Annotated in this window: 17 protein-coding genes; 4 read left to right on the forward strand and 13 right to left on the reverse strand. The window is 64.6% G+C overall.

Annotation, left to right across the window (positions count from 1 at the left end; translation table 11 throughout):
• Positions 1–41 precede the first annotated feature (41 nt).
• Positions 42–749: an EI24 domain-containing protein gene (locus LY632_RS02340; RefSeq protein WP_234092205.1), complete on the forward strand. Its 708-nt coding sequence runs from the start codon at positions 42–44 to the stop codon at positions 747–749.
• Positions 742–1,194: a hypothetical protein gene (locus LY632_RS02345; RefSeq protein ID WP_234092206.1), complete on the forward strand. Its 453-nt coding sequence runs from the start codon at positions 742–744 to the stop codon at positions 1,192–1,194. Before LY632_RS02340 ends, LY632_RS02345 begins: the two co-directional genes overlap by 8 nt.
• Before the next feature lie 151 nt (positions 1,195–1,345).
• Here the strand turns inward: LY632_RS02345 and LY632_RS02350 are convergent, their stop codons facing one another.
• The 12 genes from LY632_RS02350 to LY632_RS02405 all read right to left on the reverse strand — a co-directional run bounded on the left by LY632_RS02350 (position 1,346) and on the right by LY632_RS02405 (position 11,961).
• A complete protein-coding gene (locus LY632_RS02350; RefSeq protein WP_234092207.1) occupies positions 1,346–1,705 on the reverse strand; it encodes an iron-sulfur cluster assembly accessory protein in 360 nt (119 codons plus the stop codon).
• A complete protein-coding gene (locus LY632_RS02355; RefSeq protein ID WP_234092208.1) occupies positions 1,705–2,220 on the reverse strand; it encodes an SUF system Fe-S cluster assembly protein in 516 nt (171 codons plus the stop codon). The genes LY632_RS02350 and LY632_RS02355 overlap by 1 nt, the downstream gene beginning before the upstream one ends.
• 2 nt (positions 2,221–2,222) lie before the next feature.
• On the reverse strand, positions 2,223–3,470 hold the full coding sequence (locus tag LY632_RS02360) for a SufS family cysteine desulfurase (protein WP_234092209.1): 1,248 nt from the start codon (positions 3,468–3,470) through the stop codon (positions 2,223–2,225).
• A 56-nt stretch (positions 3,471–3,526) separates the two neighbouring features.
• Positions 3,527–4,282 carry a SufD family Fe-S cluster assembly protein gene (locus LY632_RS02365; protein WP_234092210.1) on the reverse strand — a complete coding sequence of 252 codons (756 nt, stop codon included), beginning with the start codon at positions 4,280–4,282 and terminating at the stop codon, positions 3,527–3,529.
• Positions 4,275–5,036: a Fe-S cluster assembly ATPase SufC gene (gene sufC, locus LY632_RS02370; protein ID WP_234092211.1), complete on the reverse strand. Its 762-nt coding sequence runs from the start codon at positions 5,034–5,036 to the stop codon at positions 4,275–4,277. Before sufC ends, LY632_RS02365 begins: the two co-directional genes overlap by 8 nt.
• Positions 5,023–5,682: a hypothetical protein gene (locus LY632_RS02375; RefSeq protein ID WP_234092212.1), complete on the reverse strand. Its 660-nt coding sequence runs from the start codon at positions 5,680–5,682 to the stop codon at positions 5,023–5,025. Before LY632_RS02375 ends, sufC begins: the two co-directional genes overlap by 14 nt.
• Positions 5,679–6,224: an endonuclease domain-containing protein gene (locus LY632_RS02380; RefSeq protein ID WP_234092213.1), complete on the reverse strand. Its 546-nt coding sequence runs from the start codon at positions 6,222–6,224 to the stop codon at positions 5,679–5,681. Before LY632_RS02380 ends, LY632_RS02375 begins: the two co-directional genes overlap by 4 nt.
• Positions 6,221–7,702 (reverse strand): Fe-S cluster assembly protein SufB, encoded by a 1,482-nt coding sequence (gene sufB / locus LY632_RS02385; protein ID WP_234092214.1) that lies wholly within the window; start codon positions 7,700–7,702, stop codon positions 6,221–6,223. The genes LY632_RS02380 and sufB overlap by 4 nt, the downstream gene beginning before the upstream one ends.
• Positions 7,699–8,109: an SUF system Fe-S cluster assembly regulator gene (locus LY632_RS02390; protein WP_234092215.1), complete on the reverse strand. Its 411-nt coding sequence runs from the start codon at positions 8,107–8,109 to the stop codon at positions 7,699–7,701. Before LY632_RS02390 ends, sufB begins: the two co-directional genes overlap by 4 nt.
• 96 nt (positions 8,110–8,205) lie before the next feature.
• Positions 8,206–9,147, reverse strand: coding sequence for a helix-turn-helix domain-containing protein (locus LY632_RS02395; protein ID WP_234092216.1), 942 nt, complete (start codon positions 9,145–9,147; stop codon positions 8,206–8,208).
• Between the two features lie 112 nt (positions 9,148–9,259).
• Entirely contained in the window at positions 9,260–10,132 is an 873-nt protein-coding gene (locus LY632_RS02400) for a helix-turn-helix domain-containing protein (RefSeq protein ID WP_234092217.1), read from the reverse strand.
• The gene (locus tag LY632_RS02405; RefSeq protein ID WP_234092218.1) at positions 10,132–11,961 is read right to left on the reverse strand and encodes a DUF885 family protein; all 1,830 of its coding nucleotides are present in this window, start codon (positions 11,959–11,961) and stop codon (positions 10,132–10,134) included. The genes LY632_RS02400 and LY632_RS02405 overlap by 1 nt, the downstream gene beginning before the upstream one ends.
• 259 nt (positions 11,962–12,220) lie before the next feature.
• On the opposite strand from LY632_RS02405, the gene LY632_RS02410 reads away from it, so the two are divergent.
• On the forward strand, positions 12,221–13,255 hold the full coding sequence (locus LY632_RS02410) for a quinone-dependent dihydroorotate dehydrogenase (RefSeq protein ID WP_234092219.1): 1,035 nt from the start codon (positions 12,221–12,223) through the stop codon (positions 13,253–13,255).
• Here LY632_RS02410 and ggt read toward each other — a convergent pair.
• Positions 13,252–14,853 carry a gamma-glutamyltransferase gene (gene ggt / locus LY632_RS02415; protein ID WP_234092220.1) on the reverse strand — a complete coding sequence of 534 codons (1,602 nt, stop codon included), beginning with the start codon at positions 14,851–14,853 and terminating at the stop codon, positions 13,252–13,254. The genes LY632_RS02410 and ggt overlap by 4 nt on opposite strands.
• A gap of 275 nt (positions 14,854–15,128) precedes the next feature.
• On the opposite strand from ggt, the gene LY632_RS02420 reads away from it, so the two are divergent.
• Entirely contained in the window at positions 15,129–16,934 is a 1,806-nt protein-coding gene (locus tag LY632_RS02420; RefSeq protein ID WP_234092221.1) for a long-chain fatty acid--CoA ligase, read from the forward strand.
• Positions 16,935–17,233: the final 299 nt, after the last annotated feature.

The raw sequence follows: 17,233 nt of genomic DNA on the forward strand, positions 1-17,233 counted from the left end.
ATTGACTTGGCAGGTGGCCCGACTCACAAGCATTCGAGAGCATGATGAGCCTCCCGAAAGCACTCGCCCGCGCCGCGGGGCAACTTGCAGACCCGGCGATCCTGCGGGTGCTGGCCAAGAGCATCGTCACTACCTTGGCGATTTTCGCGGTGTTCGGCGTGGCGCTGTGGTTCGCCGTCGACCGGGCGACCGCCACCTGGCTGCTGCCGATGATGCCCGCCGACTATGGGCCCGGAGTGACGGCACTCGTGACTACGGCGATCCTGCTGGTAAGCGGCTGGCTGCTGTTCCGCATCGTGGCGCTGGCAGTGCTGCAGTTCTTCGCCGACGAGGTGGTGCTGGCGGTCGAACGCAAGTATTATCCGCAAGCCGCCGCGAGCGCCAGGCAGCTGCCGTTTCGCGAGGACCTGCGCAACAGCCTTCGTGGCCTGGGCCGCGCTCTGCTGTTCAATGCGCTGGCATTGCCCGTGGCGCTGGTGCTGCTGTTCACCGCGATTGGCCCGGCGGTTGTGTTCCTCCTCGTCAACGCCGTGCTGCTGGGGCGCGAGCTGACCGAGATGGTGTGGCTGCGCCATCGCACCGGATCGCAGGACGCGCTCCCGCTCGGCGGGCCGAGCCGGTTCCTCCTTGGGGCGGCAGTCACCGGATTGCTCGCAGTGCCTTTCGCCAACCTGCTTGCTCCGGTAGTGGGGGCGGCAGCGGCCACCCATCTCGTCCATTCGCGCAAGGATCGCACCTCGCATGCGTAAGTACCTGTTTCTCCCCCTTGGCCTGATGCTCGCCGCGTGCGGCGGGACCGGGACAAGGGTCGCCAGCACCGGCGCGCCGGTGACGAGCGCCCCGCCACCGCGCGTCGTGACCGAACGTGTCCCGCCGACACGCCCTGCCCCGCCGCCGCCACAGCAAGCCGTCGGCCAGCTGGCACCGAAGGTCATGCAGCTGCCTGGCCTCGAAGGCGTGATCGGCGCCAATGCGAAGGAGTTGCAGCGCCAGTTCGGGGTCGCCCGGCTCGACGTCTACGAGGGCGATGCGCGCAAGCTGCAATTCGTGGGCGAAGCCTGCGTGCTCGATATCTATCTCTATCCGCTCAGCCGGGGTGCGGAGCCGACCGCGACCTATGTCGATGCCCGCCGCTCGAGCGATGCGCTGGATGTCGACCGCGCCGCCTGTGTCGCGGCGCTGAGAGGACAGTAGGTTTCCCGGCGAATTTCGTCAGGGCGGAGCGGAACCGAAGGTGTCCATCGGACAAAAACGTGCTCGACCGAGAGCCGGCGCGCAGCGGACGACCAGTCCGTGAGCACCGCAAGCGCAGGGCGGGTGCGTTTGCAGCCCGCCCTGGCGGAATTCAGACCATGAAGGATTCGCCGCAGCCGCAAGCGCCCTTGGCATTGGGGTTCTCGAACACGAAGCCGGCGGTGAAATCGTCCTCGACCCAGTCCATCGTGCTGCCGACGAGGTAGAGCACGCTGGCACCGTCGATGTAAAACACGCCGCCGGGGGTCTCGATTTTCTCGTCGAACTTCGCCTCTTCGCTGACGTAATCGACCGAATAGGCGAGGCCCGAGCACCCGCGGCGCGGGGTCGAGAGCTTGACGCCGATCGCATCGGCAGGCGCCTTGCCCATCAGCTCGGCAATGCGGGCCTCGGCGCGATCCGTGAGGACGACGGCGGCTTTCGGGGCGGGGCGGGTTCTGGTCTCGGGCATCACAGCATCCCCAGCTCGAGGCGGGCCTCGTCGCTCATCAGGTTCGGGCCCCAGGGCGGGTCCCACACCAGCACCACCTCGGCATCGCGGATGCCGGGCACGCTGGAGGCACGCAGCTCGACTTCGCCGGGCATGGTTTCGGCGACCGGGCAATGCGGGGTGGTGAGCGTCATGGTGATGGTCGCGTCGCCTTCGTCATCGACCTCGACCCCGTAGATCAGGCCCAGGTCGTAGATATTGACCGGGATTTCGGGGTCGTAGATCTCTTTCAGCGCGGCGATCACCGCTTCGTTGAGCTCGCCGCCGGGTGCGCCTGCGGGGACATTTTCCGGCTTCTTCTGCAGGAAGCCCTCGAGATAGTCGCGCTTGCGCTCCATTGTCTCGCGCGGAGTCTCCTCGACATCCTCCACTTTCGCGCGCGGCGGCTTTGTCAGCGTCGCGGCCTCGGCCTCGCTCAGCACCTGCTCGTTCGGAGCCGGGGCGGCGACATAGTCGTTCTTCGTTTCGTCGTTCATGGTCATGCTCCGGCGAAGATCCTCCGGGTCCGTTCGATCCCGCGCAGCAGCGCGGCGATATCGCTTTCGTCGCTGTAGAGCCCGAAGCTGGCCCGCGCTGTGGCGGGTACACCGAGATGCTCCATCAGGGGCTGGGCACAGTGATGGCCGGCCCTGATCGCGACATTCTCTTCATCCAATATGGTGCCGAGGTCGTGCGGATGCACCCCGTCCATCGCAAAGGAGAGGATGCCGGCGCTCGATTCCGGGCCGAACAGGCGGATAGAGTTGATCTGGCCGAGCGCCTCGCGCGCCTGCCGCACCAGCGCGTTCTCGTGCGTGTAAAGGCTCTCCATGCCCCCCAGGCCGGCAGCGGTCTCGACGTAGTCGATCGCGGCGTGCAGCGCGATGGCCTCGGTGATCATCGGCGTCCCGGCCTCGAACCGCTGCGGCGGCGGGGCATAGGTGGTCCGCTCGAACGTGACCCTGTCAATCATCGCGCCGCCACCCTGGTACGGCGGCATGGCATCCAAGATCTCCTCGCGCGCCCACAGCACCCCGATGCCGGTCGGGCCATAGAGCTTGTGGCCGGAGAAGACGAAGAAGTCGCAACCCAGCTCGCCCATATCGAGCCGCATCCGCGGCGCGCTCTGGCAGCCGTCGAGCAGGAGCCTTGCTCCGACAGCATGGGCTGCCTTCGCTGCACGTTTCGCGCCCAGCACCGAACCGAGGACGTTCGAGACATGTGCCAGCGCGACGATCTTGTGCGCCTCGGTCAGGTTCGCTTCGAGCCAGTCGAGATCGATCCGGCCATCATCGGTCAGCGGGCAGACATCGATTTGAGCCCCGGTGCGCTGGGCCACCATCTGCCAGGGGACGATGTTCGAATGATGCTCCAGCACGCTGAGCATGATCCGGTCGCCCGGTTTCAGGTTTTCGCCACCCCAGCTGCTGGCGACGAGATTGATCCCCTCGGTCGCGCCGCGCACGAACACTATTTCGGTCTCGCTTCTGGCGCCGATAAACTGCGCCACCCGCCGCCGTGCCGCTTCATAGGCAAGCGTCATCTCGGCCGAGCGGGCATAGACCCCGCGGTGGACGGTGGCATAGTCCGGCCCCAGCGCCCGGGCCATGGCATCGATCACCGCCTGCGGCTTCTGCGCGGTCGCTGCAGTATCGAGATAGTGCCACGGCTGGCCCTCGCGGGTCAGCAGGCCGGGGAAGTCCGCACGCAGATGCGCCCCCGCGCAGGCGGGGGCCTCAGGCCGCATCGCACCTTGCCGCCTGGGGTCCCCGCCTTCGCGGGGACTCACAGATGTCGAACTGCTCACACCGCGTCCCCCAGCGCATCGAGCGCGGCGTCTAGCAGGCGCTCCTGTTCGCCATCGTCGCCAATCGCCACCAGCGCATCGGCGATAAAGGCCTGCACCAGCAGCCGCTTGGCCACCTGCGGCGGCAGCCCGCGCGCGGCCATGTAGAAGCGTGCCGCTTCGTCCAGGTGGCCCACAGTCGCCCCGTGGGCGCACTTCACATCATCGGCAAAAATCTCCAGCTGCGGCACGGCGTTTGCGCTCGCACCCTTTTCCAGCAGCAGGCCCTTGAAGTCCTGCGCCGCGTCGGTCTTCTGGGCGTCGCGGGCGACCTTGATCTCACCGAGGAAATTGCCGGTGCCATGTCCCCAATGGACGCTGCGAATGGTCTGGCTGGAAGTGGCCTCAGGCTCGGCATGGACGACCTGCGTCACGAATTCGCGGGTCGCCTCACCGCCGCCAATTGTTACCCCGCCGAATTCGAAATGCGCGCCCTTGGCGAGCATCACTTCCACTTCCACCCGGCAAGACTCGTTACCTGCAATGACAGTGAACATCTCCGCTCGCGCGCCCTCGCCGAGCGTCAGGCGGACGCGGTGCAGTTCCGGGCTGTCGCTACCGACCACCATGCAGTGCGCACGGGCTTCCCCGGCTGCGAGAGTAATGTCCTTCCACTGCCCAAGCGCGTCCACGCCGAGCCGCTCCAGCGCGCCGATATCGGCATATCGCCAGGCCTCGTCACGACGGGAGGGCAAGACCGCTGCGTCAGGCATCAGCCATCACCGCGTCATAGCCTTCGTTCTCCAGCCGCAGGGCCAGTTCCGGCCCGCCGGTCTGGATGATGCGGCCGCCGGCCAGCACCGAGACCTTGTCCGGCTTCACCACGTCGAGCAGGCGCTGGTAGTGGGTGATCAGCAGCACGCCCTTGTCGGGCGAACGCATGATCGCATTGATGCCCTCGCCCACCACGCGCAGCGCGTCGATGTCGAGGCCGCTGTCGGTCTCGTCGAGCACCGCAAACTGCGGATCGAGGATGCCCATCTGGACCATCTCGGCACGCTTCTTCTCGCCGCCCGAAAAGCCGACGTTCACGTGCCGCTTGAGCATGTCCATGTCGAGTTTGAGCAGCGCGGCCTTGTCCTTGGCCAGCTTGAGGAATTCGCCGCCCGACAGCGGTTCTTCCCCCCGCGCCTTGCGCTGGGCGTTCAATGCCTCGCGCAGGAACTGGACGTTGGATACGCCCGGGATTTCGACCGGGTACTGGAAGCCGAGGAACAGGCCCGCCGCGGCCCGCTCATGCGGGTCCATCGCCAGCAGATCCTGACCGTTGAAGGACACGCTGCCACCCGTCACTTCATACCCGGGCCGTCCACCCAGCACATAGGCGAGCGTCGACTTGCCCGCGCCGTTGGGGCCCATGATGGCGTGCACTTCGCCCGCCGCGACCTCCAGGGTCAGGCCCTTGAGGATCGGCTTGGCATTCTCGCCCTCACCAACTGTGGCGTGGAGGTTCTCAATCCTGAGCATTGGTCTGTTCGGCTTTCTGCTGGGCTTCCCGCTCGTTGGCCGCAGCGCATGCGCTGCGTTCGAGCGTGATGAGTTCGTTGTAGCGATTGAGCTGGTCGCGGTAGCGCGCCAGTGCCGCCTGTTCCTCGGGCGTCTGGTCGCTCTTGCCGACCAGCGCCTCGATCCGCAGTTCCTCGGCCTGCATGTAGCTGGCGCGCTGGTCGATCAGCGTCTGGACCCCGGCGGCGCAGCTGCCGTCGAGCGAGTAGCCTGCCGAATTGGCCAGCCGGGTGCGGACCGAGAGATCGAGGCTCTTGCCGCGCGCAATGTGAATGCGGCGGGCGCGGTCGAAGATATAGGCGACTTCCGACGGCGGCGTGGCATCGGCCCCGCCGCTGGCAGCGAGCGCGGCGTTGGCTTCGGCCTCCAGCGCCACCGCCTTCTTGGCGCAGCGGGGGATGTCCTTCTCGTATTGCGAGCCAAACGAGATATCGTTGCCGATGGCGTAGGACCCGCCGCGCAGGCAGTTGTAATATTCGCTGACATAGGGCTCGATCCGCACCGGATAGTCGAGCGTCCAGGTCGTCGGATCCTCGGGATAGATCGCCAGCACGGTATCGCCCGCCTGCTGGGCGACCATGACGAAAGCGAGAGCGGTGGCAATCATGCGCGGGGTCCTTTGCTGCGCGGTGCGGCGGGGTTGCGGGGCCGCGAATAGTCCTGCCTGGGGTTCTCCGCGGCGTGCTTGCGCGCCGCGTTCTTCTTGTCGCCGATGCGCATCCGCATGCCGGCGGTGATGCGGGCGAGGACGGCGTCCATGTTCTCGAGGATATCCTCGGCCTTGATCCGCATCACGCGGATGCCAACGGCCTCGAGGCTCTTGTCGCGGCGCTTGGCGACGGTTTCGTTCTGGCCCGGCTCGTCGATGCTGATCGCCATGCCGAGGCTGTGGCAGTTGAAATCGACGATCGCGCTGCCAACCACGGCGAAGCGCTTGAAAGTATGGCGGCCGAGATCGGCCTTGGCGAACTTCTCCGCCAGCGCCTTGTGCGCCGGCGAGGCCTCGCGCCGCATCTGCCGCGCCATATCGTGCAGCGCATCGAGCCGGGACTCGGAGATTTCCCACCCGCGGCCACGCTTCTTGATGGCAGGGGCGGTATCGGCAGTTTCCGAGGGATCGGGGAGCTGGAGGGTTTTGCGGTCAGTCACCCCACACTCCCCTCAAGCGAAATTGCCAGCAGCTTCTGCGCCTCGACGGCAAACTCCATCGGCAGCTCCTTCAGCACGTCCTTGGCGAAGCCGTTGACGATCAGCGCCACGGCCTCTTCTTCCGGCAGGCCACGCTGCATGGCGTAGAACAGCTGGTCGTCGCTGATCTTGCTGGTCGTCGCCTCGTGCTCGATCTGCGCGGTCGGGTTCTTGACCTCGATATAGGGCACGGTATGCGCGCCGCATTTGTCGCCCAGCAGCAGGCTGTCGCACTGGGTGAAGTTGCGGACGTTGTCGGCATTGGGCCCAACCCGCACCAGCCCACGATAGGTGTTGTTCGATTTGCCCGCCGAAATGCCCTTGGAGATGATGGTTGAACGGCTTCCACGCCCGTTGTGGATCATCTTGGTGCCGGTATCGGCCTGCTGGAAGTTGTTGGTCACGGCGACCGAGTAGAACTCGCCCACGCTGTCCTCTCCATTGAGGACGCAGGAGGGATATTTCCACGTCACCGCGCTGCCGGTTTCGACCTGGGTCCAGCTGATCTTGCTGCGCGCGCCCTGGCACAGCCCGCGCTTGGTGACGAAATTATAGATCCCGCCCAGCCCCTCGGCATTGCCGGGGTACCAGTTCTGCACCGTGGAATATTTGATCTCGGCATCGTCGAGCGCGACCAGCTCTACTACCGCGGCGTGGAGCTGGTTCTCGTCGCGCATCGGGGCGGTGCAGCCTTCGAGGTAGCTGACATAGGCGCCCTTCTCGGCAATGATCAGCGTGCGTTCGAACTGGCCGGTGTTCTCGGCATTGATGCGGAAATAGGTGCTGAGCTCCATCGGGCAGCGCACGCCCTCGGGGACATAGACGAACGTACCATCTGAGAAGACCGCGCAATTGAGCGTGGCGAAGAAGTTGTCGTGCTGCGGCACGACCTTGCCGAGCCACTTCTTCACCAGTTCCGGGTATTCCTTGATCGCTTCGCTGATCGAGAGGAAGATCACCCCGGCGCGCTTCAGCTCCTCGCGGAAGGTGGTGGCGACGCTGACGCTGTCGAACACCGCATCGACCGCAACCTTGCGCGCGCCCTCGACCCCGGCGAGCACTTCCTGTTCCGCCACGGGAATGCCGAGCTTGTCGTAGACCGCCTTGATCTCGGGATCGAGCTCGTCGAGGCTCGCCAGCGTCGGCTTCTTCTTGGGCGCAGCGTAGTAGAACGCGTCCTGGTAATCGATCCAGGGGTAGCCGACCTTGGCCCAATTAGGCTCTTCCATCGTCTGCCACAGGCGGAACGCCTTGAGCCGCCATTCGAGCATCCATTCGGGCTCGCCCTTCTTGGCACTGATGAAGCGGACCGTGTCTTCGCTGAGGCCCTTCTCGGCGAATTCGGTCTCGATGTCCGCCGACCAGCCGTGTTCGTACTCGGCGGCCTTGGCGGCTGCTTCCCTAGCTTCGCGGTCTTGGATGTCGATGTCTTCGCTCATGCCACTTCTTCAATTCTTGCCAGCTGGGTCAGCGGGATCGCCGCCAGCGCGCCGCGCAGCGCCTCGTTCACCAGGGGCCAGTGCGGCTTGACGGTGCAATTGTGATCGACCGAGCATTCGGTCCCGTCGACGCAGGCTGTCAGCGCAATCGGGCCTTCGACCGCCTCGACAATGTCAGCCACAGTGATCGCTGCCGCCGGCCTTGCCAGCTGCAATCCGCCGCCAGCCCCGCGGACGGAGCGCAACAGGCCCGCTGCCGTAAGCTTGCTGACCAGCTTCTGCACCGTCGGCACCGGCAGCCCCGTTTCCGCCGCCAGTTCCGCCGCGCTGGTGCGCGCGCCGCCGCAATGACGCGCGGCGGCGCTCATGGTGACCACGGCATAGTCGGCTAGGTTGGAAAGGCGCATATCTAAATCGGACCAATTCGTTCCGATTAGGCAGCTAAGGTCGGTTTCCCGCCATTTCAACGCAAATCCGCTTGTTGCGAGTCGTTAGCATCTGGCTCAGATCGACGGATCGAAATCGACCCCGCCGGCATCTACGATGCGGAAATTGCGCGTGTCGAGCAGCTTGTTGAGGATCGGATTGTCGCCCCCGCCCAGCCGTGATGGGGTGCGACCCACGAAGACCCCGATCTCGCGGATCAGGTGCGACTGGTCGTAGAAATACTCCTGCACCGCTGTCACCTGCTCATCGGTGGTTTCTGGCGACGTCAGGATCGCAGCGGCGCGCACCGCGCGATACTTGCGCTTGAGGGCGCGCGGATTAAGACCGAAATAGCGTTCGACAAGCCGCTGCGTCTGGCGCCTGGAGTAGCTCGACACCGCATAAAGCGCTTCGAGCTCAGGATCGAGCGAAGTGCCGAGCCAATGGACGACCGATTCCACCAGCTGCGCATGGCGGGCGACCACTTTCTTCACATGGGCGGCGATAAAGGCGCAGAGCTCCTCGACCATGGCCGCCTGTTCGATCGCCCCTGCGACATACCGCTGGCGCAGCGATTCAAGCGGAGCCTCGTCCCGGAGCAGTTCCTCGATCGAAAAAATGCGATTGCCGTGCTCGTCCGCCGGCAGTCCGGTCAGCGCGGCCCAGCCGAGCGGCGTCAGCGCAGCGCCCAGCGAGTGGAACCCTTCGGTAAAACGGAACGGGACCGCCATGCTGGTGGGCGATTGCAGCGAAAATGGCGGAATCGGGAAATCAGCGTGGCCATCGATGTCGGCAACGCCGCGCCCCTTCAGGACCAGCAGGATCTTGCCGACATCGGCCGGTTGGATGTCCTGGATGGCCGGTTCATCGCAGCGGAAATGGAACAGCGTCGTGACATAGCGCTGCAGATTGGCAGGCGGATCGAAGTAGTCGATGGCAACACGACCGGGGATGAGGCCGACCGCCCCCTCTCCAGACCTTCGCGGGTTTGCCCCGCCTGTTCCGACCCCCACTTCCATAGAGCGACTATGCGACCTTTTTTTGCCCTGAGCGCCTGTGTGCACATTTTGCCAATATGTCCAATTTTTTACGTCTTTATACCAAGCGCTGCAGGGAACCTGGTCCCGCCGGTCAGGCGGCGGTCGTAGCCCCGAAAAGGTCTATCATGCCATATCCGTCCGGACCCAATGTATCGCTTGTTACGCTACTTTCGGTACCAAGCTTGTTCGGCGTGCGCCCGGTAAACAGCCGAATCTCGCGGATCATGTGTGCCTGGTCGAAGAAGGCGCCGGTTACTTCGTCCTGGTATTGCTGCCGCAGGTCGGGCTGCGAAAGGAAGGTTGCGGCCCTGATCGCGCGATAGCGCCTGACCAGGCGCGCCGGCGGCTTGCCGAAATAGCGTTTGGACAACCGCTGGACCTGCCGTTCCGACAGGCCTGTCTTGGCCAGGAGCTCGGGTAGATCGGGTGAAAAGCTTGAACCGAGCCAAGCGATCATGGCTGCGATGAACTCCGAGTGTGCCGGCAGGATCGGCTGCACAGCCTTGCGCACGATGCCTGCCAGCATTTCGCATGCAGCCTCCGCATCGATGTGCCCTGCTGCGAAGTCCGCACCGGCCTTTTCCAATGCTTCGGCAAGATCGCGCGAGAGCACTTCGGCTGCGTCCATCTTGCGATGTCCGAACTTGTCCACGGGAAGGCCTGCCACGGCGGCCCAGCCTTCTGCTGTGAGCGAAACCCCGCACGCCCGCACCGGTCCGGCCATGGCAAACGGCGCAGCCTCCTGCATCGGAGCGACAAGGAAGGCCGGGCTTGATCGTGCAACTTCGCCAGGCGCGAACTGCATTCGCGCCTCGCCGCTGCCGAAGGCGATCATCTGCGCCGAATAGGCCGGCAGGATATCGTCGAGCCGCGCCTCATCGGTTTCGAACACGAACAGCGTGTTCACATAGGGGGCGAGGTCGGCCGGCGCAGCAATGAAGCGGAAACGGAACTTCGGCTCCATCACTCCCCCTGCTTGGTCTGGCCCTTCTTGGACTGGTCGATCCAGCCCAGGACGTTCTCCTCAAGGATCGAAAGCGGCACCGGGCCACTGCGCAGCACCACATCATGGAAGGCGCGGATATCGAAGTCTTCGCCCAATTCCGCCTGCGCCTTGCCGCGCAATTCCATGATCTTGAGCTTGCCTATCATGTAGGCGGTCGCCTGACCCGGATAGACGACATACCGCTCGATCGCCTTGCGGATATCGCCTTCGGGATTGGGCGTATTGTCGGTGAGATACTGGATCGCTTCCTCGCGGCTCCAGCGCTTGTGGTGGATGCCGGTGTCGACCACCAGCCGGCAGGCACGCCAAAGCTCCATCCCCAACCGACCGAAATCGGAATAGGGATCGGTGTAGAAGCCCATGTCCTTGCCCAGCTCTTCCGAATAGAGCCCCCAGCCCTCGGTATAGGCCGTCACCCCGCCAAAGCGGCGGAACGGCGGGACATCGCCCAGTTCCGTCTGGATCGCGCGCTGCAAGTGGTGGCCCGGCAGACCCTCGTGATAGGCCAGCGCTTCAAGCTCGTTCTTCGACATGTCGCGCAGGTTGTACAGATTGACGTAATAGGTCCCCGGACGCGAGCCATCCGGTGCGGGACTGTTGTAGAACGCCTTGCCCGCGCTCTGTTCGCGGAAGGCCTCGACCGGCTTCACCACCATTGGCGCCTTGGGCAGCGTGTTGAAGAACTCAGGCAGTTTCGCTTCCATCGCGTCGAGCTTGGCCTGCACATCGGCGAGATAGGCTTCGCGGGTGTCGTAGAAGAACTGGTCGCCATTGCGGGTGTATTCGAAGAATTCCTGCAAGGTGCCTTCGAAGCCAACCTGCTTCATGATGACGCGCATCTCGTCATGGATACGGGCCACTTCGCGCAAACCGATGGCGTGAATCTCGTCGGCGGTAAGATCGGTGGTGGTATAGTTGCCCAGCAGCGCCTCGTAATAGGCCGCACCGTCGCGCAGGCGCCATATGCCGTCCTCGGTCGGGGCAATCGCCTGCTGGCGCTTCATTTCGACGAGCAACCGCTCGTACGCCGGGCGCACGGAACGATCCCACGCCACGACAGAGGCATTGATGAGCTCCATCTTGGCTTCATCGTCGATGTCGAGGGCATTCACCTTGGCAGCGAAATCCTCGAGCACGGCGTTGCTTTCGCCGGGTCGGATCAGGTTCTCGATGTCGGAGATGACATAGGGATAGACCCAGTCGGGGGGCATGACGCCTTTTGCTGACCGCTCGCGTGCTTCCGCAGTCAAAGTGTCGAGTACCGTGCCCAGACCCTCGATCCGACTTACATAGTCGGCCGCCTGTTTCTCGGTCGAGACGCGGTGAATGTTGATAAGGAACGCCGGCAGGTCGGCCTGTGCGCCGTTCATCTGGTCGAACAGATAGCCGTTCTCGCGGTAGGGCCAGCTTCTGGCGCTGCGCTTGGCGGCTGCCTCGAACAACCGGAACGACAGCGCATCTTCGGCAGGCAGTGCGGCCGGATCCCAGGTTTCGCGCATGGTTTGCGCTGCCCGCTGCTGCAATTCGTACTGCTTGCGGTCGCCCTCGTCGGAGAAATCACCCCAGCTGCCGTAGTCTTCGTCGCGAACCCCGCGATAGGCCTTGCTCATCGGGGAAATGGCCAGCTGGGCCGCATCGTATTCGTCGAAGAAGGTGTTGATGTCCTTTGCAGCGGGGACGTTTGCCTCAGGCGGGGCGCTGGCGCTGGCCACTTCACCGGGCACCTGGCCACAGGCAGCCAGGGCCAAAGCGGCGACGGACAGGCTGAACAAATGAATGGATTTCATGCGGAATCTCCCCTGGAACCGATTCCCCGAATCGGCGTCATGCAGGGAACGCATAAAAAAGGGGGCGGCTCCCGGCAAACCGGAAACCGCCCCACAAAGTTGAGGAACTCGTTGCATCGCTGCCTCGAGCCCTTCGGGTCGCGAGAGGGAGATTACCAAAGCGGGTGATTCGGTGATTGTATGAAAACGACAAAGCCGGAATTCGCGGGAATCGACCCCGCTCGACAGGGCCAGCGGGGGACGGCATAGGGCGGGCACCATGCTTTTCCCGCTCCTCCGCCCTTTCATCCACGCCATCGATCCCGAGCGGGCGCATCGTCTCTCGATCGAAGCGCTCAAGCTTTTGCCTCTGCCGCCCATGCCTGCCGGTGACGAGACACTGGCGATCGACGTCGCGGGTGTCCGGTTTCCCAATCCGGTCGGCATTGCTGCAGGTTACGACAAGGATGCCGAAGTGCCCGACGCGCTGCTGGGGCTCGGCTTTGGCTTTGTCGAAGTGGGTTCGATCACTCCGCGTCCGCAGGAGGGCAACCCCAAGCCGCGCCTGTTCCGCCTGAGCGAAGACCGGGCGGTCATCAATCGCATGGGGTTCAACAATGCCGGGGCCGATGCGGCAGAGACTCGCTTGAAGCGCCGCAAGCCACGCGGCGTGTTGGGCATCAACATCGGTGCAAACAAGGATTCCGCCGACCGGGTGGCCGATTATGCCGATATGACGCGGCGGATGGCCCCTTATGCCAGTTACCTGACCGCCAATATCTCCAGCCCCAACACTCCCGGCCTGCGGGCCTTGCAGGACGAGGGTGCGTTGACGGAATTGCTCGATGCGGTGATGGAAGCGCGGGGCACCGATGGCCCGCCGGTCTTCCTCAAGGTCGCCCCGGACCTGGAGCCCGCCGATATCGATGCCATCGCCCGGATCGGGATCGACAAGGGGCTGGGTGCGCTGATTGTCTCCAACACCACTATCTCGCGTCCGCCGCTCATCTCGCGGGATGCGGGCGAAACCGGCGGGCTGTCAGGCGCCCCCCTCAAATCGCTCGCCCTCCAGCGGCTCCGCGACTTCCGCAAGGCTACGGGCGGCGAGCTGCCCTTGGTCGGAGTTGGCGGAATCGGGTCGGTCGACGACGCGTGGGACCGCATCCGTGCCGGGGCCAGCCTGGTGCAGGTCTATTCGGCGATGGTTTACGAAGGACCGGGCCTTGGCCGCGTCATTGCCAAGGGGCTGGGACACAAACTCAAACAGCACGGCATGACCTCGCTACCCCAAGCGGTCGGCAGCGAAGCGCCCTAGCGGCCGCCGATCAGCACCACGCCTTCACGGCGCGGGTCGTAGCCGCCGTCGATTTTGCCATCGCGGATCAGCACCCCGTGCACGCCCGAATCCTCGCCCTGCCCGGGTGTGAGGACAATCCCGCGCTCGGCGAGGCCCGCTAGCACGGCGGGAGCGAACAGATCCGTCTCGGCGCCGATCCGATTGCCGCGTGCCACCAGGTTGGGCTGCGCCAGCGCCTCCTGCATCGACATGCCCCAATAGACCGCCGCGACCAGCGTCTTGCCAACATAGGCAGGGATCGAATTGCCGCCTGCGGACCCGATCGCCCCGGCGAACTTGCCGTTGGCGTCCAGCAGGATCAGCGGCACCATCGACGAGCGCGGCCGCTTGCCCGGTGCCACCGCATTGGGGGCTTCATCGCCATTGGGCTGGAGCGGGTTGAAGCTGAAATCGGTCAGCTGGTTGTTGAGGAAGAAACCGTCGACCATCCGGCCGCTGCCGAAAATCGATTCGACCGTGGTGGTAATCGACAGGACATTGCCCTTGGCGTCGCGGACGATGAAATGCGATGTCCCGGCCGGTTCGCGGGTCAGGTCGGCCACCACAACCTTGGCCCCTGCCGGAACCCCCGGCTCTACGGTCTCCGCCGCCTTCGGCCCGATCAGTTTCGCGCGGGCATCGATATAGGCCGGATCTAGCAGGCCCTCGACCGGGACATCGACGAAGTCCCCGTCCCCGAAATAGGCATCGCGGTCGGCATAGGCGAGGCGGCTCGCCTCGGCGAAGAGATACCACGCCTGGGGATCGCCCGGGCCGCGCTCGCCGATATCGGTGCGGTCGAGCAGGCCGAGCAACTCGATCATCGCCGCACCGCTCGATGGCGGCGGCGGGGCGCAGACCTTGTAACCGTGCCACGGGCCACACACCGGCTCGCGCCTGGCCGGTTTGTAGGCGGCAAGATCAGCCATGGTCATGGTCCCGCCCAGCGGTGCGGCGCGGGTCTTCTGGACGATCTGCGCCCCTGTGGTCCCGCTATAGAGTGTGTCGATCCCGTTGCGCGAAAGGCGCCGCAGGAACTCGGCATAGGCTGGGTTCCTGAGCAGGTCTCCCGCCTGCATGCGAGTGCCGTCGGGCCGCGAGAAATAGGCCTTGGCGTCGGGCTGTTGCAGCTGCGGAAAGGGCCCTTGCAGGAAGCGTCCCAGACGGGGCGAAATGGTGAAACCTTCGTCGGCGGTCTTGATCGCGGCATCGAACAGCCCGTCCCACGGCAAGCTGCCGTGCTCGCTGTGCAGCATGGCCAGGGCCGCCATCGCGCCAGGAACACCGGTGGCACGACCGCTCACCACGGCGCTGCGGAAATCGATCGGCTGCCCACTCTCGTCGAGGAACATGGTCCGGCTAGCCTGCGCAGGGGCCGTCTCTCGCCCGTCGTAGATTGTGATCTTGCCGGTTGCCGCGTCGTAGTAGTTGAGGAAGGCACCCCCGCCGACACCGGAGGATTGCGGTTCCACCAGCGACAACATGGTCTGTACCGCCAGTGCCGCGTCCGCAGCGCTTCCGCCCCGCTCCAGCACATCCATCCCTGCCTGTGCGGCAAGCGGATTGGCCGCGATCACGAAAGGCCGGACCGACGTGCCGGCTACTGGCGCAAAAGCCGCGGTGGAAACGGAGTCGGAATGCGGGGCGCAGGAAGCGAGTGCCAGGGCGACTACAGCGGAGCAAAGGCGAAGCAAGGTCATGGACCGGCTCTTAGGCAAGCCGTTTTGCGGTGGCAACGCAGGATGGGCCGCGATGGATGTGCGGGTTCGGCAGTGGCGGGGTTGCCGCTGCGACAGCGGAAGCTTAGAGCGCCAATGACCGTTGCAACGGCACAAGACCTGCGGAGGACGCCTTGGATTTGTCAGAGCTGGAATCGACGAAGAATCTCGTCGAGCTGTTCCTCAAACGCGCGAACGAGGGCGGTAACTCCCCCTTTCTCGGCGCCAAGCGCGGCGGACAATGGGTGACGCAAAGCTGGCGCGATGTGGCCGACCAGGTCTGCCTGCTGGCCGAGAACCTGCGCGCACTCGGCTTGAACGACGGCGACCGGGTCATGCTGGTGAGCGAGAACCGGCCCGAATGGTGCATCGCCGACCTCGCCATCATGGCCGCCGGCTGCATTACCGTGCCGGCCTATGTCACCAACACCCAGCGCGACCACATGCACATCCTCGACAATTCGGGCGCGCGAGCAGTGATCGTCTCGACCCAGAAACTGGCGGACCCGCTGCTGCCGGCGATCATGCACACCGGCATGGCCGAACATTTCATTTCGATTGAGCCAGCCAAGCCGCACCAGTCGGGCAATCTGGTGCAGCACGACTGGCCCAGCATGCTGGCGGGCGATGCCGCCGCAGCGCGCAAGGCGGTCGAGGCCCGCATCGCCGGGATCGGGCGCGAGGCGACCGCCTGCATCATCTATACCAGCGGCACCGGCGGTGCGCCGCGCGGGGTGATGCAGCACCACGGGTCGATCCTGTGCAATGTCGCCGGCGCGGCGGAAATACTCAGCGAGGACTTCGGCCTCGACAAGGACGAACGCTTCCTGTCATTCCTCCCGCTCAGCCACGCCTATGAGCATACCGGCGGACAGTTCCTGCCGATCGGGGTCGGGGCGCAAATCTATTATGCCGAAGGGCTGGAGAAGCTCGCCAGCAATATCGAGGACACCCGTCCGACGATCATGGTCGTTGTCCCGCGCCTGTTCGAAGTGCTGCGCACGCGGATCATGAACCAGCTATCCAAACAGGGCCGTGTCGCAAACTACCTGATGGACCGCGCCCTGAGCATTGGCGAAAAGAAAGCCGAGGGCCGCGCCCGAAAACGCGACGTGCCGATGGACATGATCCTCGAGAAGCTGCTGCGGCCCAAGATCCGCCAGCGCTTCGGCGGCCGGATCAAGGCGATGGTATCGGGCGGCGCACCGCTCAGCCCCGAAGTCGGCGTGTTCTTCGACTCGATGGGCCTCACCATGCTGCAGGGCTATGGCCAGACCGAGGCCGGCCCGGTGATCAGCTGCAACCGGCCCAAGGCGGGCCTCAGGATGGACACCGTCGGCCCGCCGATGCGCGGGGTCGAGGTCCAGATCGCCGAGGACGGCGAGATCCTCGTGCGCGGCGAGCTGGTGATGCACGGATACTGGCAGAACGAGGCCGAGACGAGGCGCACGCTGGTGGATGGCTGGCTCCACACCGGCGACATCGGCCATATCGACGAGGCCGGGCGGATCGTCATCACCGACCGCAAGAAGGACATGATCGTCAACGACAAGGGCGACAACATCGCCCCGCAGAAGGTCGAGGGCCTGCTGACTCTCCAGCCCGAAATCGGCCAAGCGATGGTGGCAGGTGACAAGCGGCCCTATATCGTCGGCCTGATCGTTCCCGATGCGGAATGGGCGCTGGGCTGGGCCAAGGCCAATGGCAAGAAGTTCGACCTCGAGGAACTGCAGGACCTGCCCGAGTTCCGAACCGCGGTTCGCGCGGCGATTGACCGGGTCAACCACGACCTGTCGGTGATCGAGAAGGTCCGCGGCTTTGCCTTCGCCGACGAGCCCTTCACCATCGAGAACGAGGAACTGACCCCCAAGCAATCGATCCGCCGCCACAAGATCAAGCAGCGGTACCAGGAGCGATTGGATAGGTTGTATCGGGGTTAAGCTTGGCGAAGCCGGTTCATTAGCCCAACGTCCCCGCAGATGTTCCTTACCTGATCTTTGATCGAGCGCGAATCTGCCGAGACTTGACGCAGGATTTCTGACCTCTCTGTTTGGGTCCAGACACGGTCCGGGGATGGATCATCGGCATCGCGGGGCAAATGGCGTGTGACGACGACCAGTTCTCCACCTTGGTCACGCAGGAGGGTAATAGTTGCATGGGCCAGCAAATGTCGAATTGGTCGATTGGCACACCACCTTGCGATTCGACCGTGAAGAGCATTGCAACGCCGGTCGTCCGA

The organism is Erythrobacter sp. SDW2, assembly GCF_021431965.1.
Classification (GTDB): Bacteria; Pseudomonadota; Alphaproteobacteria; order Sphingomonadales; family Sphingomonadaceae; genus Parerythrobacter.